Source organism: Legionella sp. 27cVA30, from assembly GCF_024160945.1.
Classification (GTDB): domain Bacteria; phylum Pseudomonadota; class Gammaproteobacteria; order Legionellales; family Legionellaceae; genus Legionella_A; species Legionella_A septentrionalis.
In genome coordinates, this window is the sequence record NZ_JAMYXK010000001.1 from 332,857 (window position 1) to 356,237 (window position 23,381).

Consider the following 23,381-nt stretch of genomic DNA (forward strand, 5'->3'; position numbering starts at 1 on the left):
AACATGTTAGCGCTTATACGATAATATTCGCCCCTTAAATGCGGAAGTTCAAGAAAATAGCAGGAATTTGTAGGAATAAGGGGTTGGACTGGTATTGTAAAAAGAGCCATACCCCTTTATGCAAGCAATTTTAATGCAAGAATACTTCTAGTCGAGATTAATGAGGATGTATCGATCCTTTCGTGCCAGAGAAAAATTATGACTCCAAAAAAACGACATGGCGCGCTTAAAATAAGCTACTTTGTTCTTGGGGTCTAATTCGATCGCAGACGTATAACAAATAATGGCTTGCTGATAATTCATGGCATTGTAGGCTAAATCACCTTCTTTAATATATTCTTTAACCCATTCTGCATTTTGAATATCTTGAGATTTCATTTGGTCCCCTGCATGTCATCGCCATTGGTGCAGAGATCATATTACAGACATACTGGTTAAATGTCAATCAATTTGCTTGTGAATTGAGAAAAACAGGATAGGTGTTTGCGTGCTTTACACAAACACCTTGAATTTATGCTAAACGGGATCCTTGTCACCATCTTCATCTTCATAAGATAAAACGGTCACTTGTGTACCGATGTCGATAAATTCTTCATTTAACCATTTTGCGGCACTCGGCAAAACGCGAATGCAGCCATGGCTTGAATTGTTCGGCGGAACTTCATACGCAGCATGGATGGTGAAACCACGATAAAAATACATGCAGTAAGGCATTTTTGCCCCGCCTTCCGTGTCAACAGGATATTCGCCGGATTTGCAATCGACACCGCGCTTGTTGTAAACACGGAATGTACCGGTCACCGTACGACAAGATTTCCCAACGTCTTCACAGAAATCTTTACCTCCTGATGCACTTCCTGTTAACACTCTATTCCCGTCAACGTCATAGGCAGCCCAAGCTGAAGCTTTAGGATCAAAGATAAACTGTTTTTTGCCACTAGGCGTTATTTTTTCCGGGAAATAATTTTTACCACGATAATCCCGTGAATAATGTTTGGTATGGTGCACTACACCATTGTCATCTGTAATGTAGGTTGATTCGTCGAATTCAACGCAAGCGGTAAGGCTTAAAGACAACAAACCCCACAACATCGTTTTTTTCATGAAAGAGAATCCTCTTAAATTTAATAAACTTATTCCCCCCTGTCCCTTAAATCCCTTCTCCTGAAGAGAAGAGATTATATGGACTTTCATTGGCGATCTCTACCAATTTAAAGAAGGAAAAGAATAGAAAACATCAAGTATTTAATCTTCGATACTTGATCCGTGAAGGACGATTGGCTTTATCACCGAGGCGACGTTTCCTGTCTTCTTCATAATCGCTGTAATTTCCTTCTATAAAGACCACTTGCGATTCACCTTCAAAAGCCATGAAATGCGTACAAATGCGATCCAGGAACCAGCGATCATGCGAAATGACGATCGCACAACCCGGGAAGCTTAAAATAGCATCTTCAAGTGCACGCAAGGTTTCAACGTCCAAATCATTACTGGGTTCGTCGAGTAATAAAACGTTACCCCCGCGTTTGAGCAATTTAGCAAGGTGCACGCGGTTACGCTCCCCTCCAGATAATTGCACCATCTTCTTCTGCTGATCCGTACCTTTAAAATTGAAGCGGCCGACATAAGCGCGTGAAGGCATCTGGAAGGAACCCACTTGAATGACATCATGGCCATCCGTAATTTCTTCCCAAACCGTTTTATGATCATCCAAATGATCACGCAATTGATCCACATAAGCCAAATTGACGGTTTCGCCGATACGAAGCTCACCTGCATCAGGAGAAATTTGTCCGGTGATCATTTTCAGGAAAGTGGATTTCCCAGCACCGTTCGGTCCTATAATGCCAAGCACTCCGCCTTTGGGTAAGGCGAAATTCAAATCATCGAAAAGCAAACGATCGCCATAGCTTTTTCGTAAATGATTTCCTTCGAGCACCAAATCCCCCAAGCGTTCACCAGGTGGAATATATAATTCATTGGTTTCATTGCGTTTTTGGAATTCTTTGGAATTTAATTCTTCAAAACGGGCCAGACGCGCTTTATTCTTCGCATGCCGGCCTTTAGGAGACGTTCTTACCCACTCAAGCTCGGCTTTGATGGCGCGCTCGTGGGATGCCTGTTGTTTTTGTTCTGCTTCAAGACGAGCGTTTTTTTGCTCAAGCCAAGCCGTATAATTTCCTTTGTAAGGAATGCCTTCACCTCTATCAAGCTCGAGAATCCATTCCGCTGCATTATCCAGGAAATATCTATCATGGGTTACGGCAACCACTGTACCAGGGAATTCTTCCAAAAACCGTTCGAGCCACGCGACACTTTCGGCATCCAGATGGTTTGTCGGCTCATCCAGCAGTAACATGTCAGGGTTGGACAATAGCAAGCGGCATAAAGCCACCCGTCTTCGCTCGCCTCCTGAAAGCACGTCCACCTTGGTATCCCAATCGGGTAAACGCAAGGCATCGGCAGCGACATCCAATGTACGCTGCAATTCCCAACCACCGCCAGCTTCAATGGCTTGTTGCAGCTCGCCTTGCTCAGCGAGGAGTTTAGTCATTTCTTCATCGCTCATCGGCTCAGCAAATAACATGCTGATTTCATCAAAGCGCTGCAATTTATTTTTCATATCGGTAACAGCTTCTTCCACCACTTCCCGTACCGTTTTACTGGGATCGACTTCCGGCTCTTGCGCCAAATAGCCGATTTTGATTCCGGGTTGAGGGCGAGCTTCGCCTTGAAATTGCTGGTCCACACCTGCCATGATTCGCAGCAAAGTGGACTTTCCAGATCCATTTAATCCCAAAACGCCGATTTTAGCGCCTGGGAAAAAACTTAATGAAATATCTTTTAAAATGAACCGCTGATTTTCAACGATCTTGCTGACGCGGTTCATGGTAAAAATGTATTGCGACATATAAATCTACCTGTTCAATACTGGGTTAATTAGGACCAATCCAAAATCACTTTACCCGATTGTCCGGATGCCATAATTTGAAAAGCATTTTGATAATCGCTAACTGGAAAATGATGCGTGATAACGGGCGATATGTCCAAACCACTTTGCAGCATGGCAATCATTTTATACCAAGTTTCATACATTTCGCGCCCGTAAATACCTTTGATGACTAACCCTTTAAAAATGACTTCATTCCAGTTAACAGGGGTTTCTTGTGGAGGAATTCCAAGCAGTGCAATCCGCCCGCCATGATTCATGGTGCGCACCATATCGTTTAAAGCCATGGGATTCCCTGACATTTCCAAACCTACATCAAAGCCTTCCGTCATCCCAAGTTCAGCCATCACCTCGTTAAGATTTTGATATTTGATATTGACTGCACGGGTTACGCCCATTTCACGCGCAAGCCCCAAGCGATAATCGTTAATGTCCGTGATAACGACATGCCGGGCGCCAATATGACGCACAATTGCCGCAGCCATGATGCCGATGGGACCGGCACCGGTGATCAACACATCTTCGCCGACTACATCAAATGCCAAAGCACAATGAGTAGCATTGCCCAATGGGTCTAAAACAGCCGCTTGTTCATCCGTAATATTGTCTGGCAAGGGTAGAACATTACTGGCCGGCAACGCTAAATACTCCGCAAAACTGCCTGGACGATTCACTCCCACGCCTATTGTATTGCGGCATAAATGTCTTTTTCCGGCCCGGCAATTGCGGCAAAGTCCGCAAGTGATATGTCCTTCTCCCGAAACGCGTTGGCCTGGAACCAACCCTTGTACTTCGCGCCCTACCGCCACAATTTCACCACAAAACTCGTGACCCACGCTCATTGGGACGGGTATGGTGGCTTTAGCCCAATCATCCCATGAGTAAATGTGGATGTCCGTACCACAAATCGCAGTTTTCTTAATCTTGATTAATACATCATTGACGCCATATTCTGGAACTGCAACCTCTTGCATCCAAATACCCGGTTCACGTTTTGCCTTGACTAATGATTTCATATTGCCTCTAATCTTAACGGTACATACTCAAATTACGCTTAATTCTTGCCCTACTTTCTCGAAAGCTGCCAATGCTTTGTCTAAATGATGCAATTCCAATGCGGCCGACATTTGCGTACGGATGCGAGCCATGCCTTTCGGCACGACCGGGAAAGAAAAACCGACTACATAAATCCCTTCGACTAACAAACGTTGTGCCATGCGTGCCGCCAAAGCCGCATCGCCCAACATGACCGGGATAATGGGATGCTCGCCAGGGATTAATTTAAAGCCCAGTTTACTCAACCCGGCGCGGAAATAGTCGCTGTTGCGCTGCAGTTTTTTGAGCAAATCCTGGTTACGTTCTAAAAGATCCAGTACGGCAATGGATGTTTGCGCAATCACTGGTGCCAATGTATTGGAGAAGAGATAAGGGCGCGAGCGCTGCCGCAGCCAATCCACAATTACAGCATTCCCAGCAGTGTAGCCGCCAGAAGCTCCACCAAGTGCCTTACCCAAAGTGCCTGTAACGATATCAACTTGCTGCGATACATCAAAGTATTCTGGAGTGCCGCGGCCGGTTGCACCGATAAATCCTACTGCATGCGAATCATCTACCATGACCAGTGCACGGTATTTCTCTGCCAATTCACAAATTGCAGGAAGATTGGCAAGAATGCCATCCATCGAAAATACGCCATCAGTCGCGATTAAACGGAAACGTGCATCTTTTGCAGCCTGCAGTTGCGTTTCCAAATCTTTCATATCATTATTTGCATAGCGATAGCGCTGTGCCTTGCACAAACGCACGCCATCAATGATGCTGGCATGATTTAAGGCGTCACTGATGATGGCATCTTCAGGACCTAATAAAGTCTCAAAAAGTCCTGTGTTTGCATCAAAGCAAGATGAATATAAAATGGTATCTTCCTTGCCTAAAAACGTGCTGATCTTTTTCTCTAATTGCTTATGGGGAGTTTGCGTACCGCAAATGAAGCGAACTGACGCCATGCCATAACCATATTGGGCAAGCGCACGTTGCCCTTCTGCAATCAATTCCGCATGATTGGCAAGACCGAGATAATTATTGGCGCACAAATTAATGACTTCTTCATGATTGACTTCAACTTCGGCTTGTTGCTGGCTGCTGATTACTCGTTCTGGCTTGTATAAACCTTCCTCTTTTAGGGTATGCAACTCATTTTGTAAAAATTCAATAAAACGACCATCCACAAGAATCTCCTTTTGCGTCGCATAAAAATTACCGATGATAACAAATTTTACACAGCTGCACTATGACCGTTCGTCATTTGCTATGTATTGAAGCAAACTGCAAACAAATGTTGTTTCTCACAAGTCTATAGATAATTGCAATGAGCTATTGCTTTTTTTCACTAATGCATGCATAGATAGGACAAATTTAAGGGAATAAAAAAATATGAATAAAATTAAAACGATAGTGAGCAGCCTTCTCATACTGGGGATGCATCAGGGGCTGGCGGGAAACATGGGAAATTCCTGCACGCCGGGAATCGCCTCGGTTCCTTGCCCAGCAAACCAGTGGTCTTTTGGCATTCAAGCCCTTTATTTAAAACCAACTTATGATAATGCATTGGGGTGGGTAGAAACTTCCGAACAACCCACGGCAACGGGTACCTCTGAATTTTTTGTGCCCAATAATCCTAATTGGAGCTTGAGTTTTAAACTGGAAGGAGCTTATCAATTCAACACGGGCAATGATCTCAATCTTAATTGGTATCATCTTGGCCATAAAGACACCCAATTTGCCGTATCTTCAGTTTTTACCGGCTTCATAGGCGGCAATTTAACCGAGAATGACTATTATACCATCGAGCCTGCATGGGATGCCGTGAATTTGGAGTTAGGCCAAACCGTCAACTTTGGCACTGCTACAAAAATTCGTTTTCACGGTGGTGCGCAATATGCCGCAATGAATATACCGCTTACCTTTCAGGCCGAAGTTTTGTCCCCCACTTTCGGTCTTTATGCCGTCAGCAATGCAGGGTTTAATGCAAAATATCGAGGATTTGGTCCACGGTTTGGAGCAGAGTTAAATTATGACTTAGGCCATGGCATCGAAGTTTATGGCCAAGGCGCTGCTGCACTGCTTGCAGGCGCAAGCAAGATGAACTTCGCCAACGCAAGCACATTTATTTTTTCACCCACTAATTTTTCCTCCGTCACCTCAAGCCGCACAGCGCTCGTTCCTGAAATGGAAGCAAGACTGGGTGTGAATTATCACTACCTCGGCGCTTATGGTGATTTAATATTTAACTTCGGGTATTTATGGTTTGATTATTTATCACCATTTTTGTCTAATCCGCAAGCAAGTGCCGGGGAATCCGACTTTGGAGCGCAGGGCATACAAGCAGGTTTAAAATGGACTGGTAATTTAGCCTGACAACTCGTTGCTTTGACCCTGAATTTTTAAGGATAAAAAATGAAGAACAACCTGATTAAACCATTGCTTATCGCTACCCCCTTAATGATTCTGGCAAACACGCCAGCGCATTGTGAAACCGTGGACATTGCGTTTAAACCGCTTACGCCCGGCAAACTTTCTATGCCGGCAAACACAGTATCGGTTTTAAAATATAAAATCACTAATGCTTCAGCCACGGAAAAAGTGCTAAAACTAACCCCCTTAACCGGGATTACGCAAACGTTTGAAAAAAACAGTTGCAAACAAATCATGCTGCTTGCACCAAAACAGTCTTGTAATTTAATCTTAACCATTAATGGCGAAAAATTGCTGGCAGATATAAACAACGGGCCGGTATTATGCGAACCAGGGAAAAACACTTGTTATGAACCAAGCGACCAATCCATGCGTTTGCGCATCAACATCACTCCCCCGCTACAAAACGCCAAACTCAGCATAGATGGGACGTTAACCCTTACAAATGGTGTAGGCAAATTAACAATCCATAATGACTCCACCGACATCACAGCAACCAACATCCAATCCCAGCTACCCCAAAACATCCGTAACGAGAAACTGCTCGCTGAAACAAAAAATACATGCACAAGTGTTGCGCCAGGCAAAAGTTGCACGCTTGAATTTGCAGCAGACAAAGAACAAAAAATTTCCAATGCCATTTTGGATATTGCCGGCGATAATACAACACACCTTAAAACCAAATTGAGTGCATTGGAAATCGGCAATAAAGCATTCGGAGGAGAAATAGGGTGCTTGGAAAAGCCAAAAAAATTGAAATTGATTGTAGCCGTGTCTGACTTGCCCAATGAGCCTTGGACGCCCAGCCCAGAAAGCCCTGAAGGCGTAATTGCATCCAGTTTTTTGGATGGAGCCGCCAACACCCGAAATATTTTGGCTGCATACGGCAATGGTTCGATGTTTTCATACGCAGCCTGGGCTTGCAGCCAATTTAGTATCGACAGCAATGGCCGCAAACCTTGTAGAGCGGGAGCGCAAGTCTGTTATAACGATTGGTTCCTCCCCGCCGTAGAGCAGCTTTCTTGCATCATGCAAAATAATAGCAAACTTGAAGATGCTCATTTGCACGGTGATTATTGGAGTTCTACCGATGGCACTTCCCAAGAGGGGGCTAATATTGCCTATGTGGTCTCTACCCCTCCCTATGGACGCGATGCAGGCTGGGATGAACAAACAAAAACCATTCCGGCCAAGGTGCGTTGCGTGCGCCTGATGTCTCCTGCACAAGATTAATAATAAAGCCTAGCATCCAGGCACTCCAGGCTGCTAGGCCACATCCCATAGTTATTTAATTCCGCAGTCGTTCATCGCTTTGTTTTGCCCTGTGCTGAATTTGGCAAGGCATAAAAAAATGCCTTCTTTTCTATTCATTTTCCCAGAAATAATGCGTCTTTTTATAATTCTTGCTAAAATCGCGCCAACGTTTTAACCTAATCAATTGTCCAGTGGTGAGCTTCATGAGTAGTCAGATTGCATGCAATAATATGATCGCGCAACAATTGCGTACCGGGGATGTTCTTGATGAGAAAATACTTGATCTCTTTAAGTTACTTCCACGCGAGAACTTTGTTCCCAATGAGTTCAAGTCATTTGCCTACAGCGATATGCAAATCAAGTTGGATCATCAGCAACGAATGATGACACCTTTGGAAGAAGCCAGCTTATTGCAAACACTGGCCTTAAAAGGCAATGAAACCGTGCTTGAAGTGGGCACAGGCACCGGCTTTTTAACCGCTTTATTAAGCCGCTTGTGTAAAAAAGTAATTAGCATCGATTATTTTGCCGATTTTACGGCGAATGCAAAACGAAAACTAACTGCCCATGATTGCAGCAACGTGGAATTACTGACAGGCGATGCCTCGTCCGGCTGGCTTGATAAAGCCCCTTATGATGTAGTAGTGTTCACCGGAGCGCTTGAGGCGTTGACTGATACGCATCGCTTACAAGTTTTACCGGGCGGCAGGCTATTCGCAATCATTGGCCGCGAACCGGTTATGCAGGCCCAGCTGCATGAATTGAGCCATAACGGAACCTGGCAAGCAAAACTCCTTTTTGAGACCAATCTTCCGCCATTGATAGATAAATTAAAACGTAAAGAATTTGTTTTCTAGGATTAGCTTAGATGAAAGAAATGCTCTCGAAGCTTGTTAACAAATTCTCCACTCCAACATTGGATAGATTGTTAACCAAGTCGATCGTGCAAAACCACGCTAAAACTAAGGGTTGGTTTTTTTTGCTGCTTGCTTTTACCGGCCCGGTTAAAGCTACCGATTTAATGGATGTTTATCGGCATGCCCTGGAAAATGATCCCACCTTTAAGTCTGCCTACAGCACATTTATGGCAAACAGTGAGGTTTTGCCACAAGCTCAAGCCGCTTTGCTGCCTCAGCTTGGAGCCAACGCACAATCCAGCCGTAATGTAATTCGAGTCAGAGCCGGCGGCTTTTCCACCGAACAAACATACAACAGCAACCAATGGCAGCTTACTGCTTCCCAAGCTATTTTTAACTATCAATCCTGGGCGCTGGTGCAGCAAGCCAAAGCTTCGGTCAAAGCCGCGCATGCTACCTTTAACGATGCGGCTCAGGATTTAATTTTGCGCACAGCAAGAGCCTATTTTGAAGTATTGTTCGCCAGAGATACTTTAAATTTTGCTGAAGCCAAATTAAGAGCCAATAAAAGACAGCTTGAACAGGCGCAGCAGCGTTTTAATGTGGGGCTTGATGCCATAACTTCCGTTTATGAAGCCCAAGCTGCCTATGATCAATCCGTGGCAGAAGTGATTGCTGCCCGCAATAATCAAATCAACCAAAATGAAAATTTAAGCAAACTCACTAATCATGTCTACGAGTATCTAGTCCCGTTGCGTAACAGTGAAATCCCCCTAATTAAACCCGAACCGAATGATGCCAATGAATGGGTATCGGCTGGCTTGAAACAAAATTACAAACTTCTGGCAGCAAAGTTTAGCATGCAGGCTTCCCGCGAAAACATTAAAGCGCAAACCGCAGGAAACTGGCCTACGTTTGCGCTGCAGGGAAATACCGGTAAAACGCATAACAGTGGCGGTGCAAGCAACTTTTTCGTGCCATCCTCCCAAGCGAGCTCGAATGTGGCTATTGCCATGAATTTTCCATTTTACCAGGGAGGCTTGGTGGAATCGCAAACCAGGCAAGCACAATATAATTTCCAAGCATCCAGTGAACGCATGGAAATGGCTTACCGGGACGTGGTGACCAATAGCCAGATTGCTTTCAACACCATAAATGAGGGAATCAGTAAAGTAAAAGCAGACCGGCAAACCGTCATCTCGCAACAAAATTCATTGGAAAGTACAGAAGCACAATTTCAAGTAGGCACGCGTACCATGGTGGATGTGGTCAATGCACAACAACGTTTGTTTGAAGCCCAAGAACAATTGGCATCCGATCAATATCGCTTGATCAACGCCATCTTAAATTTAAAATATTTGGCAGGCTCTCTTAATGTCAGTGATTTGGAGGAAGTGAACTCCTGGCTGGCAACCACGCGCATCGATGCGCTAGCCCCTGCAAAGAAATCCTGTGCAACAAAATGCCGGAAGAAGCAATCTTAAGCTTCTTCCGCAGTGCGCAATCTGAATATTTTTTTCTCATCTATTTTGCTCACCAGGCATTTTTTATATAAAATGCAGCGTTTTGTTAAGCAGCCCTGACTTATTAAGTCTCAACCAGCAACTAACCGGAATGAATATGGCATCGGCACCCTCCCCTACAGAAAAAAAATTATTGCACTACACTGGCAAAGCAATTGCTGATTTTAATATGATTCAACGCGGTGATCGCGTGATGCTTTGTCTGTCCGGAGGAAAGGATTCATTTACGCTGCTAACCTTGCTGCACACTTTACGCATTCGCTCCAACAAAAAATTCGAATTGTTTGCCTTCACGCTGGATCAAGCACAGCCCGGCTGGGATGACAGCAGGCTGCGCGCCTGGCTGCAAGAACGCAGCATTCCGCATGAAATTCTAAGCCGCGATACGTACAGCATTGTTAAGGAAAAAATACCCGAGGGCAAAACTTATTGCTCGCTTTGCTCAAGGCTTAGACGTGGAATTATTTATCGTTATGCAGAAGAACATGGGTATAATAAAATTGCCCTGGGCCATCACCGCGATGATTTAGTGCGGACTTTGCTGATGTCAATTCTATACAATGGTGATATTCGCTCCATGCCGCCTAAGTTGCTTAGCGATAACAAAAAACACATTGTGATCCGCCCCATGTGTTACGTGCAAGAACGCGACATCATCACCTTTGCCGAAGAACAAAACTTTCCTATCATTCCATGTAATTTATGTGGCTCACAGGAAAACCTTGCCAGGAAACGCATCGGCCGCTTGATTGATCAATTAGCTGAAGAAAACCCCAAAGTGCCAAGCAACATACTGCATGCCCTGCAGAGCATCAAACCGAGCCAACTCATGGATCAAGCTTTATGGAATTTCAAAGATTTAGAAAAAAGTATAAACCAGGTTGAAGAACCAGCGGCTGAAGCTCTATACTCACCAGCAGACTTTGCAGCAGAAACTGAATAACGCAAAAAAAGAGCATTTTTCACTGAAAAACAACAAAAAAAGATTTAACAATTTGATTTTCTTGCGATAACATGTCGCTACAATAACCAGCAGACCCATGAAAACAATGACCGAATCTTTGCTCAAGAATTTTCGTAAACTGCGTGTTTATAAAAGACGAAATTTCAAATTCGACTTTATTGCAGCCATCGTAGTTTTCCTGGTAGCCATTCCGCTTTGTTTGGGAATTGCCCTCGCTTCAGGGGCCCCGCTCTTTTCAGGTATTTTAAGTGGTATCGTAGGGGGCATCGTCGTTGGCAGCTTGAGCGGCTCGCAAGTGAGCGTGAGCGGGCCGGCGGCTGGTATGGCTGCTGTTGTCCTGGCTACCTTGGCGCAGCTAGGCGATTTCAATACGTTCTTGCTGGCTCTGGTTCTAGCCGGTGTTTTGCAAATCATTTTAGGCAGTTTGCGTGCAGGCTTTATTGGTGATTATGTCCCTTCCAATGTGATTCAAGGCTTGCTTTGTGCCATTGGTATTTTGTTAATAATCAAGCAATTGCCTCTTGCTTTCACGCTTTCCTCCACCATCAATGAATTAAAAGCCAATTTGCTGGACATGATGGCGGAAGGATTTACGCTCAAACCATTATATGAACTATCCTTCCACATCAACAGCGGTGCAATTCTTATTTCACTGACCGGGCTCATGATTTTAGTTTATTTCGATAAAACCAAAATCAAATGGTTAAAGCAAGTTCCTGGCGCCATCGTCGTCGTTATTGCAGGCATTATTTTAAATGAACTATTTGTATTGACCGATTCTTATCTTGCCCAAAATACACCAGAACTGGTTAATCTTCCTCAACATAACGGGGTAATCGATTTATGGGAGGAAATAAAAACTCCCAACTGGTCTGCCTGGACCAATCCCAATGTTTATTTATGCGCATTGATATTGGCCGTGGTAGCCTCGCTGGAAAGCCTTCTTAATGTAAAAGCAGGCGAAAAATTAGATAGAATGCGCAGATATTGCTCAAAAGATCAAGAGTTGGTAGCGCAAGGCTTTGGTAACTTAGTCGCAGGTTTAATCGGCGGGATTCCGGTTACCTCGGTGATTGTACGCACCTCAGTCAATGTTCAGGCAGGTGCAAAAACCAAATTTTCTACTATTCTGCATGGCATTTTTATACTGCTTGCTGTGCTATTTATCCCATATGCACTGAATAGAATTCCTTTATCTTCCCTTGCTGCTATTTTGATTTATACCGGATACAAGCTCACCAAGCCATCGATTTACGTCAATATATATCGCCAAGGTTTAAACCGCTTTATCCCGTTTATAACCACCCTGGTGGCTATTGTCGCTTTAAACCTTTTGGCTGGAATTTTAATTGGGTTGCTGGTCAGCCTTTTTTACATTTTAAAATCCAACAGCCAGGCACGCCTGGACATTATTAAAGAAATTTATCCCAACGGAGTTACTAATCGTCTGGTGTTGCCGCAGCAAACAACTTTTTTAAATAAAGCCTCACTGATTGCCGAACTTGATTCTATTCCAAGAAATTCCCAATTGATCATTGATGCCCGTTACTCCGATTATATTGATAAGGAAATTGTGGAATTTTTGAAGGAATTTAAAGAAGAACAAGCTCCTCTGAAACAAATTTCTTTAAATTTGATTGGTTTTAAAGATCATTATGATATTCATAACTATGTGGATTTTATTAATGTGACAACCTATGATGTACAATCCATGCTCGCTCCGCATCAAGTTCTTAACATCCTCAAAGAGGGCAACTCGCGCTTTTTGCAAGATACACGCATTCATCGCAGCTTAAAAATAGATATTAAACACACTGCTGCCACACAATACCCAATTGCCGTAGTGCTTGGCTGCATTGATTCACGTGTTCCGGTTGAGACCATTTTTGATATGAGCTTTGGCGACTTATTTTGCGTTCGCGTTGCCGGCAATGTGGTCAACGACGATGTATTAGCCAGCATTGAATATGCTTGCAACGTGGTAGGGGCAAAACTAATTGTAGTGCTAGGCCATACTCGTTGTGGCGCTATCCAGGCAGCGTGTGATGGGGTAGAGAAAGGACATATCACCCAGTTACTGGCTAAAATAAAACCCGCCATCACAGCAGAAGCGGAAACTTCGCAAAACCGCACGGGTCAAAACAGTCATTTTGTCAATAACGTTACCAAATTAAACATTGCCAATACCATGCAACATATTTACGAAGAGAGTAAAATTCTGCAGCAAATGATTAAGGATGAAGAAATTGGCATTGTGGGCGCTATTTATGATGTAAATTCAGGTGAAGTTCGTTTTAAAGACTTTTCCAAAGCCGTTGTGCAACTGGATCCAGAACACGATGGAGCGCTCGCAGATAAAGTTCACAAATTGGTGCACGCGGCTGAAACAAGCAGCAATAAAAAATTGCTTTCAGAATCCGCTTAAGCTTAAGTAGGATTTATTCCTGCGTCTTAAAGCCATTAACCATCTCGCATTTTCATGCTTGATGAGTATAATGGTCCTCTGCAAGCCCCATTCTGCAAAGCAGGATGGGATCGCACTTTGTAATCCACAGCAAAGTGCTGGTACAAACTTCAACTTCATTTGCTTTTAACAGGAGCCGGTATGCGTGCCTCACAATGGTTATATGCAACATTAAAAGAAACCCCCAATGATGCAGAAATTACGTCCCACAAATTGATGTTGCGCGCCGGAATGATCCGCAAATTGGGTTCAGGCCTTTACACATGGCTTCCCATGGGGTTGAAAGTGTTACGTAAAGTTGAGCAAATTGTTCGTGAGGAAATGAACCGCTCCCAGGCTTTGGAAATTTTAATGCCTGCTGTGCAGCCTGCTGAACTGTGGCAGGAAACAGGGCGCTGGGAAACATTCGGCGGCCTGTTATTAACCATGCAAGACAGCAATGGGCGCGATTATTGTTTTGGCCCTACCCATGAAGAAGTAGTTACCGATTTAATGCGCAATGAATTGCAATCATACAAGCAATTGCCCATCAATTTATATCAAATCCAAACTAAATTCCGTGATGAAATTCGCCCGCGTTTTGGCGTCATGCGTGCACGGGAATTCATCATGAAAGATGCCTATTCTTTTCATTTAAGCCAGGAATGCTTACAAAGCACCTATGAAACCATGTATCAAACTTACTGCAGGATATTCGACCGCCTGGGCCTTAAATATCGTGCTGTGGAAGCAGATACAGGCGCAATTGGCGGCTCCGCTTCGCATGAATTTCAGGTACTGGCTGATTCCGGCGAAGACATCATTTTTTATTCTGATGCCAGTAATTATGCTGCAAATGTTGAGCAGGCAACGAGCCTTATTCCTGAAAAAGCATCGGCTCTACCGCAGGAAAACATGAAAAAAATAGCCACCCCTGGACAGAAAACCATTGCCGAAGTTACCCAGTATCTAAAAATTACCCCTGCACACACCGTGAAAACCTTAATCGTTGAGGGGACTGAGCATCCTTTTATTGCCTTGATATTGCGTGGAGATGATGAATTAAACGAGGTAAAAGCTGCCAAGCACCCGTGGGTAAAATCGCCGCTACGTTTGGTCAATGAAGAATTAATTGCCAAAAATTTAGGCGTACCGGTCGGTTCTTTGGGACCAGTCAACCTGGATATCCCCGTAATTGCGGATCATCATGCACTCGCAATAAACGAGTTTGTATGCGGTGCAAATGAAGCAGACATGCATTATATTCACGCAGCCTGGGGGCGCGACGCAAGCTATCAGGATACGTATGATTTGCGCAATGTAAAAGAAGGCGATGCAAGCCCCGATGGGAAAGGCATGCTGCACGCATGCCGCGGCATAGAAGTAGGCCATGTATTTCAATTGGGAGAAAAATACGCCCATGCCATGCAAGCTGCTGTCGTTAACGAGGAAGGACAACTACAAACCATGTTAATGGGTTGTTACGGTTTAGGTATAAGTCGGGTTGTTGCAGCCGCAATTGAACAACATCATGACGAGCGCGGCATCATTTGGCCCAAAGCGCTTGCACCTTTTCAATTAGTCATTATACCGATTAACAGCCACCGTTCACCGGAAGTTAAAGAAAAAGCAGAAGCCTTATACCAGCAATTTTTAAACGATGGCATAGATGTATTACTAGACGATCGCAACGAACGCCCCGGTGTTTTATTTGCTGACAATGATTTAATCGGTATTCCCCACCGCTTGGTCATCAGTGACAGGAACCTTGCGCAAAATCTCATTGAATATAAAGCACGGGATAATGAAGAGATACGGCAAATTCCTGTTACGGAAATCGCGGATTTCATCATGAATTTAGTGAAATAAAATTACAGTCTTCCCGCATGGTGTGATGCAAAAGAGCACTATCCCTGCGTTTAAGTATTGGCTCGGAATGAGATATTGCAGGGTAAACGCATCTAATTTTTGAGCAAAAAATGCTTCATCTTTGCCTACTTACCGTGCTTTATGCACGGTATCCATACGATCTTCTTTTACGATCGAGGCTGGATTCCGTGCATAAAGCACGGAACGTAGACGATTTGGTATTTTAATGTGCATTTAGATGCGTTTACCCTGTGAGATATTGCCTTTGCCGCGAACCCAAACAAAAATTAGGATAGAATAAGGTAGCCACACCCTTTGCCAAGGCAATACTTATGGTTTGGGTCCAATGATTTGCAATGCCGGAGAAGCCCAATACATCACCTGCTTATCATTTAGCATTTTGTATGGAATGTAGAGAACTTTTTTTCTGTCTAAACGCCAGAATTTGCCGCAAAACCGCTCGCCTTCGCGAACAGAAACTAGGGTAATGGGTTGACCATGCTGATCCGTGAAGCGGTTGCAATAACTGTTATTTTCTTGAGCGGGGACCCTCAAGGGCGAAGCAGGCAATGCAACTTCACCCTCCTTTTGCAGAGAAAACACTGAGCGTGCCAGAAAAGCATGCAAATCATAACCAAATTGAAAAAGCAAAGAAGAAAAAAGAAGAACGACAATCGTCGCTTTTAACTTGGGAATTCTGGAGCGTTTGCTTATAAAAATTCGATATAAAACAATCCAAAAAAGTAGCAATATACCAAGAATTATCATTTTCTCAATCATCGCTTCTTTCCCCTGATTGGTTGATTGAGTGTTATCTTAATCCTAGTTGCCTTATCATTTTACCGCAAATCACTTTTTTCAGTTTATAATGGCAGCAATACCAGCAAGGATGGGAATAAAATGAATGATTTTTTGCAAGGAATAGTTTATTTATTATCAGGTGTTAGGCATCTGCTTAGCAAAGGATTGAAACGCTATGTCTTCTTGCCAGTATTTTTTAATTTTTTGCTGTTTGCCGGTCTTTTTTATCTTATTTATCATTTTCTTTTCCCGTATTCTTATTATTACGTCGAGCAGTTGCCGGCATGGCTTAGTTTTTTAAGCACCGTGTTTTTAATTGTCTTTATAATCAGCTTTTTTCTGCTATTCCTCTCCATGTTTACGGTGATGTTTAACTTAATTGCTGCACCATTTAATGGCTTATTAGCTGAGAAAGCGCAAAAAGTGTTATATCAAAGCGCGATCCCCTCCCTATCTTTTGCTGAAATCACAATTCGCACCATCAAACGCCAGGGGCAATTTGTAGCTTATTTTTTGCCGCGCTTTATTATTGTCTGTCTTTTATTTTTTGTGCCATTGATTCAACCCATCTATCCTTTCATCTGGTTTTTATTTAACGCCTGGATGCTGAGTTTTCAGTATCAGGATTTTGCTATGGATAACAATTTAGTTACTTTTAATGCCATGCGCGAAAAAATAAATGATAATCGGTTGATGACTCTTGGATTCGGTGCTTTTATAAACTTCCTGAGTTTTATTCCCTTCCTAAACTTAATTACCATGCCCGCGGCGATCATTGGCGGCGTGATCCTGTATTGCGAAGAAAAGAAACGGTTTAAAACCCTTGCCAGCAAACTAACTTGACGTTCTTAATAATTTGTTAATGTGGAAAATTTATAATCAATATTATTGATGTTAATTTTAATTAATATTATGCCTAAATTTTCAACTGCCCATTATCAAGAAATTTATAGAAAAAATTTTCTGACATCTGCCATGCATGAAGCAGAAGTATTGGATGCCATTGAGGCAAGGCATACAAAAAAACCAAGCTCGCTGCAACAGGTTTTCCTTGCCCAATTTAATGCAGATGGGAATCTTAAATATCCTTATGTTGCTGGCTTTATAGAATCCAGCGATATACAAAGATTCAAGCGTTTTTTTGGTGGTGGTGATCTAAGCAGCGACTCTGTAGACGATCCTCGCGATAAACAGCTTAGCGATTGGGAACGCTTTCTTCTCGATGCCATAAATTTTCGCATTCAAAAGGAAGTTGAGAGTGAAATCTTACGTTCATTTTTTGATAACACAAGCAAGTTGCCAACCGAATTTCCCGATTTTATCAAATTTTGGCAAACACATCGTAAGGATATGCTGACAGAACAAGGGGAATGTAACTTCGATTTGTTCGCTATTGTTGCAGGGGATTATGCAAAGCATATAACCCAATCAAACTTGGCAAATATAACTTTGGCCAACAAAACACAACCCATTTTTATACTAGAAGAAGAAAAATTCTTATTTAATCCGGAAATGTTTTCCGCCTGGATGCCTTCACAATCAATTTTTAAAAAACCAAGAACTTACATAGAGGGCAGCATGCCGTTGCTATTTGCAAGCATGGGGGCAGCCATAGGCGGTATTGTCGGCATTTTCCTTGGTCCGCTGGGTGCCGCAATCGGTGCAGGATTTGGTGCCGCAGCAGGCATAACTGCTGTCGGATTAAGCCGTTTATTTATAGGAAAGGGAGAAGTTGCACATTTCTTCGGCACCGTGTTGACAACCCTGGGTAGTAGTGCGACAGGAGCTGGCATTGGTGCTTTATTAGGAACCTTGGTTTTTCCAGGATTAGGCAGTGGCATAGGCGCCCTGATTGGGGCAGGGATAGGTTGCGCTGCCGGGATTGTCATTTCAGGATTTGCCCAAATCATTAAAAGCTCTTCTTTCCCTGCACGTATTGCAGGAGCATCATTAATGGCTGTAGGAACCACGGCAAGCGGTGCATTAATTGGTGCTATCCTGGGCTCTATCATTCCAGGCTGGGGTACCCTTGCAGGTCTTGGCATAGGCGCGGCCGTGGGATTTGCAACTACTGCTGCCCCAACTCTTATAGGCAGTATCATTACTGGCTTAAATCATGCCGTCTCCCGGCTTAAGCAAGGTTTCGGCAGCCAAGTCTTGGAAGAAGAGGGTAGAAACCCCATACAGCATATTGCCAATTTGCTGCCAGAAATCAAAAGCCATGTCGAAAACAATGCTGCCAACACTTCCGCAGTAGACGTTTCTGGAACTTACCAGCCTTTATTTCCACAACCTCCTCAACAAGCTGTAGTGGAAAAAGAAAATGAAGAGGAAAAAAAGCAGGATACTCTTGCCAATTCACTCTAAGACACTGGCTAACAATTGTCGTGTATAGGCTTCCTTAGGCTTAGCGAATATCTCCTCACTAAGCCCCTGTTCTACCATTTTTCCGGCTTGCATCACTAAAACTTCATCCGCAATGTAAGATACGACAGCCATATTGTGAGTGATGAATAAATAAGTCAGCGCATATTCTTGTTGTAAGGATTTTAATAAGTTTAATATTTGTGCCTGCACAGAAATATCCAGCGCACTAGTAGGCTCATCGCAAATCAGTAATTCCGGTTCGGTAGCCAAAGCACGTGCAATGCAAATGCGTTGTCTTTGCCCTCCAGAAAATTGATGTGGGTAGCGGTGTAAACTGCTTTGTGGCAGATTGACTTGTTCCAGAAGCTCTTGTTGTCTTTTGCGGATGTATGCAGTAGGAAAATTTTGTGCACGCATGCCTTCTGCGAGTATTTCCCCTACTGTCATCCGCGGGTTCATCGAGGAAAATGGATCCTGGAAAATAATTTGTACTTTTTTACGAAAATATCGTAAATGGCGACCTTTCAATGCTGCAATATTTTTTCCCTGATAAATTATTGCGCCAGACGTAATGGCTTGCAAGCCAAGTATCGCGCGGGCTGTGGTTGTTTTGCCGCAGCCTGATTCCCCGACCAAAGCCAAAGTTTTTCCTTTATAAAGATTAAAAGATAAATCATCGACTGCTTTTATGCTTGCAGAACTTCGTTTAAACCAAAGAGAGCGTTTGTAATTAAAGTAAACACTTAAATTGCGTACGCTTAACACCAATTCATGCTCTGTAGAAGGCCGCGTCCAGAAATTCAATTGCTCGGATAAAGGAGGGGGTGACTTATGTTCGGGATACAAATGGCAACGCACCAGGCGGTTATTCTCCATGGCGAGCAGAGAGGGCTCATTGGTGGCACAGGGAGCAAAACGGTGCGCGCAGCGCGGATGGAATCGACAACCTGCTGGCATATTATCCAAAGAAGGCACCTGGCCTGCAATAGTTTGCAAATGCTGACCCCGCTTGGCAAGCGAAGGCACTGAAACCAGCAATTGTTGTGCATAAGGATGCAGCGGCTGGGCGAAAAACTGCGGTACCGCTGCAACTTCAACTATTTGCCCTGCGTACATAACACATACGCGATCGGCCATAGCACGTACCACGCCCAGATCATGCGTGATCAATAACAAACTCATTTGGTGCTGTTGTTGCAGTTTTTTCAGCAAAGCCAGTATTTGTGCTTGGATTGTGACATCCAGAGCCGTGGTGGGTTCATCAGCAATGAGAATTTCAGGATTCCTGGCCAAAGCCATTGCAATCACGATGCGCTGTTTTTGCCCGCCTGACAATTGATGCGGATATTGCTTTAAACGTAATTCAGGTTGCGGCATTTCAACTTCTGCAAGCAAAGCAAGTAATTTTTTTTGCAATTGCTTTTTGTCAAGTTGCTGGGACTTTAATGCTTCGGCCAATTGCTCCCCGATGCTCATCACCGGATTAAGGGCAGTCATCGGCTCCTGAAAAATCATCGCCATCCTGCGCCCGCGCACTGAACGCATGAGTTGTTCAGGCAAATTTAAAAGATCCAGTTTGTCCATTTTAACGGCACTGGTACTGCCGTACACACCCTGTGGGGGTAAAAGCCGCATTAAAGCAAGTGAGGTTAGTGATTTTCCGCAGCCCGATTCCCCCAGCAAAGCGACGGTTTCACCGGAATTCAGATAAAAATTTATATGATCTACTGCAAGGAGCGTGCGCTCCCTGGTTCGGAAAGCAACGCTAAGCTCCTGCACATCAAGGGTTTTACTCATAGAAAGAAAGGGTTACTTAAAAACTACACTGTAACAAAGCGTAAGGACGGCGGCAATGTGCCGGGTTGCAGCGGCGCGCAACCGGGCTGGTGATTTTAGCTATGGCACGTAAGGCAGAGAAACATTAAACATTAAAACGAAAGTGCATGACATCACCATCGCAAACGATATAATCCTTACCTTCCAAGCGCAATTTCCCGGCTTCTTTTGCGCCTTGCTCACCACGATGAGCGATAAAATCAGCGTATGCAATCACTTCAGCACGGATAAAACCGCGTTCAAAATCCGTATGAATCACGCCGGCAGCTTGCGGAGCTGTCGCACCGCGTTTAACGGTCCATGCACGTACTTCTTTAACCCCGGCGGTAAAATAAGTCTGTAAGCCTAATAAATCATAACCGGCACGAATGACGCGGTGCAATCCCGGTTCAGAAAGTCCCAAATCTTTCATAAATTCCTGGCGATCTGCATCATCAAGTTCCACCAATTCTGCTTCGGTAGCAGCACATAAAGCAACGACGCTAGCCCCTTCCTGGGTTGCCAACGTACGGACTTTTTCCAAAAGGGGATTATTTTCATAGCCATTGTCATCCACATTGGCAATATAAAGCACCGGCTTTGCAGTCAGTAAAAACAATCTGCGACAAATCGGCAATTCATCCGTTGCAAGCGCAAGCGTACGCACTGGGTTTCCAGCATCCAAATGCTGTTTTATCTTTTCCAGAGTCTGTTTTTCCAAGAGTGCTTCTTTATTACCACTCTTGCTTTGCTTCCCGGCTTTGTTTAGGGCTTTTTCCACGGTATCCATATCGGCCAGCGCCAATTCTGTATTAATGACTTCAATGTCATTAATCGGGTCTACTCGGCCCTCGACATGAACCACATCGCTACCTTCAAAACAGCGCACGACATGGGCAATCGCATCGGTTTCACGAATGTTTGCCAGAAACTGGTTCCCCAAGCCTTCACCACTGGCAGCCCCTTTCACCAATCCTGCAATGTCTACAAATTGCATGACTGCTGGTACAACCTGCTGCGGTTTTACAATCTCGCTTAGCGCTTGCAAACGCGGATCAGGTACAGTGACCACCCCGACGTTCGGTTCGATGGTGCAGAAAGGGTAATTTGCAGCTTCAATTCCTGCTTTGGTCAAAGCATTAAACAAGGTTGATTTGCCGACATTAGGCAAGCCTACAATTCCACATTTAAACCCCATGCGAGTACCTCAATTAAGTGTGATGGGCAATGAATGCTACCCATTTAATAAATTCATGGCCATAGCCATGTTGCCTGATAAAACGTGGGGCACAGCCGTAACTGCACGCTCTATGGCGTCCATGATCAACTGGCGATCATGCTGCGAAGGCTTGCCCAAAACATAATTTAAAACCAAATCCTTATGGCCAGGATGGCCAATACCAATCCTTAGGCGATGAAAATTGCTGCTGCCTAACTGGTTGATAATATCCCGTAAGCCATTGTGCCCTCCATGCCCGCCGCCAGTTTTTAATTTAAGCCTGCCCGGGGGCAAATCCAACTCATCATGGGCCACTAAAATTTCTTGAGGCTCAATACGATAAAACTGGCACAAAGCTCGCACACATAAGCCGCTGTGATTCATATACGTTAGCGGCAGGGCGATTTTACAAAATCCATGATTGCCACTGAGATGAACCACGTCGCTTTGTAATTTTTTTTCTGTTTTAAATGCCGACTGATGCGCTTCTGCCAATAATTGCGCGAACCAACCGCCCGCATTATGTCTGGTGTGGGCGTATGTTGCGCCGGGGTTGCGTAACCCTATTATTAATTTAATAGACATTGTGAGACCCGGTTTTATAAAAGCTTGGGCTTAACAACTGTTAAATGGACCGGTAAGTGAGACAAGAAGCATTGCCTGGCCAAAGAGCCAGGCATGACAAAAATGCTTATTCTTCGTTTTCTGCAGAGGCAGCAGCACCGGAATCTGGTGTTTCGCTAACGCTTTCCCCAGCAGTTTCTTCAGTAGCACCTGCTTTCTGCGCATGAATGCTCACGACTGGGTGATCATGTTCTGCATCAATTTCATGAGCCAGTTCGACACCTTTTGGCAATTTCAAATCAGACAGATGCAATACATCATTCAAGCCCAGGTTTTTAACATCTACTTCAATAAATTCTGGCAAGTCTTTTGCCTGGCACTTAACTTCAACCTGCATCATGCTGTGGTTAATCATGCCACCTGCTTTTACGCCTTTTGCGTCTTGCTCATTGATAAAGTGTAAAGGAATCATTTTTATCAATATGTCTTTATCACTCACGCGTTGTAAATCCATGTGCATGACAATTGGCTTATAAGGGTGGCGTTGCAAATCTTTTAAAATAACGCGTTGTACCTTGCCATCCAATTTCAAATCGAAAACGCTTGAATAAATACTTTCAGTTTCCAGCGCTTTCACTACCTTATTATGCAACAAATGAATGGCTTCAGGTTCTTTATCGCCACCATATAAAACAGCAGGTACTTTATTTTCAAGACGACGCAGGCGGCGGCTCGCACCTTTCCCCTTGTCTGCTCTTGTTTCAGCTTCTAAAATCATAGTAGACATTTGTATAATTCTCCAAATTAAAAACACCCCATGCTTAACCTTGCGACCAAGTTACTAGGGGATACGGACGCGAAGTATACAATAGTTTAAAATCAACTTGAAGTCATAACTGATATTTTATAGAATGTGGCACTTTATTGAACCAGTGACAGCCGGTTAGGCATGGTGGAGAATTAATATGTATGCGGTAATCAAAACAGGCGGCAAACAATATCGCGTTAAAGAAGGCGATGTTCTCAAGATTGAAAAATTGACCGCTGAAGTCGGCGACAAAGTCGATTTTTCTGAAGTATTGATGTTATGCGATGGTGATGCGACCACTTGCGGCAAACCTTTCGTCGCTAATGCAGTAGTAAGTGCAGAAGTCATGGAACATGCCCGCCACAAGAAAATAAAAATCATCAAATTCCGTCGTCGTAAACATCACATGAAACAAATGGGACACCGACAACATTATACCCAAGTGAAAATTACTGCGATCAGTAAATAAGAGG

The 23,381-nt window shown here is 43.9% G+C and carries 20 protein-coding genes; 10 read left to right on the top strand and 10 right to left on the bottom strand.

Annotated features, from left to right (window positions below):
• Positions 1–147 precede the first annotated feature (147 nt).
• From NKV53_RS01460 to NKV53_RS01480, 5 genes are all read right to left on the bottom strand, one after another.
• The gene (locus tag NKV53_RS01460) at positions 148–378 is read right to left on the bottom strand and encodes a hypothetical protein (RefSeq protein WP_126953598.1); all 231 of its coding nucleotides are present in this window, start codon (positions 376–378) and stop codon (positions 148–150) included.
• 138 nt (positions 379–516) lie between these two features.
• Positions 517–1,104: a L,D-transpeptidase gene (locus NKV53_RS01465; protein ID WP_126953597.1), complete on the bottom strand. Its 588-nt coding sequence runs from the start codon at positions 1,102–1,104 to the stop codon at positions 517–519.
• Between the two features lie 133 nt (positions 1,105–1,237).
• Positions 1,238–2,911, bottom strand: a complete 1,674-nt coding sequence (gene ettA, locus NKV53_RS01470) for an energy-dependent translational throttle protein EttA (RefSeq protein ID WP_126953596.1) — start codon at positions 2,909–2,911, stop codon at positions 1,238–1,240.
• Positions 2,912–2,940: 29 nt separating this feature from the next.
• Positions 2,941–3,966, bottom strand: a complete 1,026-nt coding sequence (tdh, locus tag NKV53_RS01475) for an L-threonine 3-dehydrogenase (protein WP_126953595.1) — start codon at positions 3,964–3,966, stop codon at positions 2,941–2,943.
• Positions 3,967–3,993: 27 nt separating this feature from the next.
• A complete protein-coding gene (locus NKV53_RS01480) occupies positions 3,994–5,178 on the bottom strand; it encodes a glycine C-acetyltransferase (protein ID WP_126953594.1) in 1,185 nt (394 codons plus the stop codon).
• Positions 5,179–5,383: 205 nt separating this feature from the next.
• Here NKV53_RS01480 and NKV53_RS01485 point away from each other — a divergent pair, with 205 nt between their 5' ends.
• The 7 genes from NKV53_RS01485 to NKV53_RS01515 all read left to right on the top strand — a co-directional run bounded on the left by NKV53_RS01485 (position 5,384) and on the right by NKV53_RS01515 (position 15,334).
• Positions 5,384–6,367, top strand: coding sequence for an Lpg1974 family pore-forming outer membrane protein (locus tag NKV53_RS01485; RefSeq protein WP_126953593.1), 984 nt, complete (start codon positions 5,384–5,386; stop codon positions 6,365–6,367).
• Positions 6,368–6,406: 39 nt separating this feature from the next.
• Positions 6,407–7,657: a hypothetical protein gene (locus NKV53_RS01490; protein ID WP_126953592.1), complete on the top strand. Its 1,251-nt coding sequence runs from the start codon at positions 6,407–6,409 to the stop codon at positions 7,655–7,657.
• A gap of 224 nt (positions 7,658–7,881) precedes the next feature.
• A complete protein-coding gene (locus tag NKV53_RS01495) occupies positions 7,882–8,535 on the top strand; it encodes a protein-L-isoaspartate O-methyltransferase (RefSeq protein ID WP_126953591.1) in 654 nt (217 codons plus the stop codon).
• A gap of 11 nt (positions 8,536–8,546) precedes the next feature.
• Positions 8,547–10,019, top strand: coding sequence for a TolC family outer membrane protein (locus tag NKV53_RS01500; RefSeq protein ID WP_233579682.1), 1,473 nt, complete (start codon positions 8,547–8,549; stop codon positions 10,017–10,019).
• Positions 10,020–10,155: 136 nt separating this feature from the next.
• On the top strand, positions 10,156–11,001 hold the full coding sequence (gene ttcA, locus NKV53_RS01505; protein WP_126953670.1) for a tRNA 2-thiocytidine(32) synthetase TtcA: 846 nt from the start codon (positions 10,156–10,158) through the stop codon (positions 10,999–11,001).
• A gap of 106 nt (positions 11,002–11,107) precedes the next feature.
• Positions 11,108–13,447, top strand: a complete 2,340-nt coding sequence (locus tag NKV53_RS01510) for a bifunctional SulP family inorganic anion transporter/carbonic anhydrase (protein ID WP_126953669.1) — start codon at positions 11,108–11,110, stop codon at positions 13,445–13,447.
• Between the two features lie 180 nt (positions 13,448–13,627).
• Positions 13,628–15,334 carry a proline--tRNA ligase gene (locus NKV53_RS01515; protein WP_127110995.1) on the top strand — a complete coding sequence of 569 codons (1,707 nt, stop codon included), beginning with the start codon at positions 13,628–13,630 and terminating at the stop codon, positions 15,332–15,334.
• 330 nt (positions 15,335–15,664) lie between these two features.
• Here NKV53_RS01515 and NKV53_RS01520 read toward each other — a convergent pair whose 3' ends face one another.
• Complete coding sequence (locus NKV53_RS01520) at positions 15,665–16,114, bottom strand: hypothetical protein (protein WP_126953589.1); 450 nt, start codon at positions 16,112–16,114, stop codon at positions 15,665–15,667.
• A 120-nt stretch (positions 16,115–16,234) separates the two neighbouring features.
• Here NKV53_RS01520 and cysZ point away from each other — a divergent pair, with 120 nt between their 5' ends.
• Positions 16,235–16,978 (top strand): sulfate transporter CysZ, encoded by a 744-nt coding sequence (gene cysZ / locus NKV53_RS01525; RefSeq protein ID WP_253350579.1) that lies wholly within the window; start codon positions 16,235–16,237, stop codon positions 16,976–16,978.
• 69 nt (positions 16,979–17,047) lie between these two features.
• Positions 17,048–18,502, top strand: a complete 1,455-nt coding sequence (locus NKV53_RS01530; RefSeq protein WP_127057390.1) for a hypothetical protein — start codon at positions 17,048–17,050, stop codon at positions 18,500–18,502.
• Here NKV53_RS01530 and NKV53_RS01535 read toward each other — a convergent pair.
• From NKV53_RS01535 to NKV53_RS01550, 4 genes are all read right to left on the bottom strand, one after another.
• Positions 18,494–20,299, bottom strand: a complete 1,806-nt coding sequence (locus NKV53_RS01535; RefSeq protein WP_126953586.1) for an ABC transporter ATP-binding protein — start codon at positions 20,297–20,299, stop codon at positions 18,494–18,496. The two genes, NKV53_RS01530 and NKV53_RS01535, sit on opposite strands and share 9 nt — an antisense overlap.
• A 124-nt stretch (positions 20,300–20,423) precedes the next feature.
• The gene (gene ychF / locus NKV53_RS01540) at positions 20,424–21,515 is read right to left on the bottom strand and encodes a redox-regulated ATPase YchF (RefSeq protein WP_126953585.1); all 1,092 of its coding nucleotides are present in this window, start codon (positions 21,513–21,515) and stop codon (positions 20,424–20,426) included.
• Positions 21,516–21,551: 36 nt separating this feature from the next.
• Positions 21,552–22,121 carry an aminoacyl-tRNA hydrolase gene (gene pth, locus NKV53_RS01545; protein ID WP_127032667.1) on the bottom strand — a complete coding sequence of 190 codons (570 nt, stop codon included), beginning with the start codon at positions 22,119–22,121 and terminating at the stop codon, positions 21,552–21,554.
• Positions 22,122–22,227: 106 nt separating this feature from the next.
• The gene (locus NKV53_RS01550; RefSeq protein ID WP_126953583.1) at positions 22,228–22,887 is read right to left on the bottom strand and encodes a 50S ribosomal protein L25/general stress protein Ctc; all 660 of its coding nucleotides are present in this window, start codon (positions 22,885–22,887) and stop codon (positions 22,228–22,230) included.
• Between the two features lie 178 nt (positions 22,888–23,065).
• Here NKV53_RS01550 and rplU point away from each other — a divergent pair, with 178 nt between their 5' ends.
• Positions 23,066–23,377, top strand: coding sequence for a 50S ribosomal protein L21 (gene rplU / locus NKV53_RS01555; RefSeq protein ID WP_126953582.1), 312 nt, complete (start codon positions 23,066–23,068; stop codon positions 23,375–23,377).
• The last annotated feature ends 4 nt before the right edge of the window (positions 23,378–23,381 follow it).

Excerpts from the sequence above, each read along its gene's own strand:
- NKV53_RS01495 (WP_126953591.1), top strand. The coding sequence starts at position 7,882 with ATGAGTAGTCAGATTGCATGCAATAATATGATCGCGCAACAATTGCGT.
- NKV53_RS01500 (WP_233579682.1), top strand. The coding sequence starts at position 8,547 with ATGAAAGAAATGCTCTCGAAGCTTGTTAACAAATTCTCCACTCCAACA.
- NKV53_RS01530 (WP_127057390.1), top strand. The coding sequence starts at position 17,048 with ATGCCTAAATTTTCAACTGCCCATTATCAAGAAATTTATAGAAAAAAT.
- NKV53_RS01550 (WP_126953583.1), bottom strand. The coding sequence starts at position 22,887 with ATGTCTACTATGATTTTAGAAGCTGAAACAAGAGCAGACAAGGGGAAA.
- ychF (WP_126953585.1), bottom strand. The coding sequence starts at position 21,515 with ATGGGGTTTAAATGTGGAATTGTAGGCTTGCCTAATGTCGGCAAATCA.
- tdh (WP_126953595.1), bottom strand. The coding sequence starts at position 3,966 with ATGAAATCATTAGTCAAGGCAAAACGTGAACCGGGTATTTGGATGCAA.
- NKV53_RS01520 (WP_126953589.1), bottom strand. The coding sequence starts at position 16,114 with ATGATTGAGAAAATGATAATTCTTGGTATATTGCTACTTTTTTGGATT.
- NKV53_RS01535 (WP_126953586.1), bottom strand. The coding sequence starts at position 20,299 with ATGAGTAAAACCCTTGATGTGCAGGAGCTTAGCGTTGCTTTCCGAACC.
- NKV53_RS01515 (WP_127110995.1), top strand. The coding sequence starts at position 13,628 with ATGCGTGCCTCACAATGGTTATATGCAACATTAAAAGAAACCCCCAAT.
- NKV53_RS01465 (WP_126953597.1), bottom strand. The coding sequence starts at position 1,104 with ATGAAAAAAACGATGTTGTGGGGTTTGTTGTCTTTAAGCCTTACCGCT.
- NKV53_RS01485 (WP_126953593.1), top strand. The coding sequence starts at position 5,384 with ATGAATAAAATTAAAACGATAGTGAGCAGCCTTCTCATACTGGGGATG.
- cysZ (WP_253350579.1), top strand. The coding sequence starts at position 16,235 with ATGAATGATTTTTTGCAAGGAATAGTTTATTTATTATCAGGTGTTAGG.
- ttcA (WP_126953670.1), top strand. The coding sequence starts at position 10,156 with ATGGCATCGGCACCCTCCCCTACAGAAAAAAAATTATTGCACTACACT.
- rplU (WP_126953582.1), top strand. The coding sequence starts at position 23,066 with ATGTATGCGGTAATCAAAACAGGCGGCAAACAATATCGCGTTAAAGAA.
- ettA (WP_126953596.1), bottom strand. The coding sequence starts at position 2,911 with ATGTCGCAATACATTTTTACCATGAACCGCGTCAGCAAGATCGTTGAA.
- NKV53_RS01510 (WP_126953669.1), top strand. The coding sequence starts at position 11,108 with ATGACCGAATCTTTGCTCAAGAATTTTCGTAAACTGCGTGTTTATAAA.
- pth (WP_127032667.1), bottom strand. The coding sequence starts at position 22,121 with ATGTCTATTAAATTAATAATAGGGTTACGCAACCCCGGCGCAACATAC.
- NKV53_RS01460 (WP_126953598.1), bottom strand. The coding sequence starts at position 378 with ATGAAATCTCAAGATATTCAAAATGCAGAATGGGTTAAAGAATATATT.
- NKV53_RS01490 (WP_126953592.1), top strand. The coding sequence starts at position 6,407 with ATGAAGAACAACCTGATTAAACCATTGCTTATCGCTACCCCCTTAATG.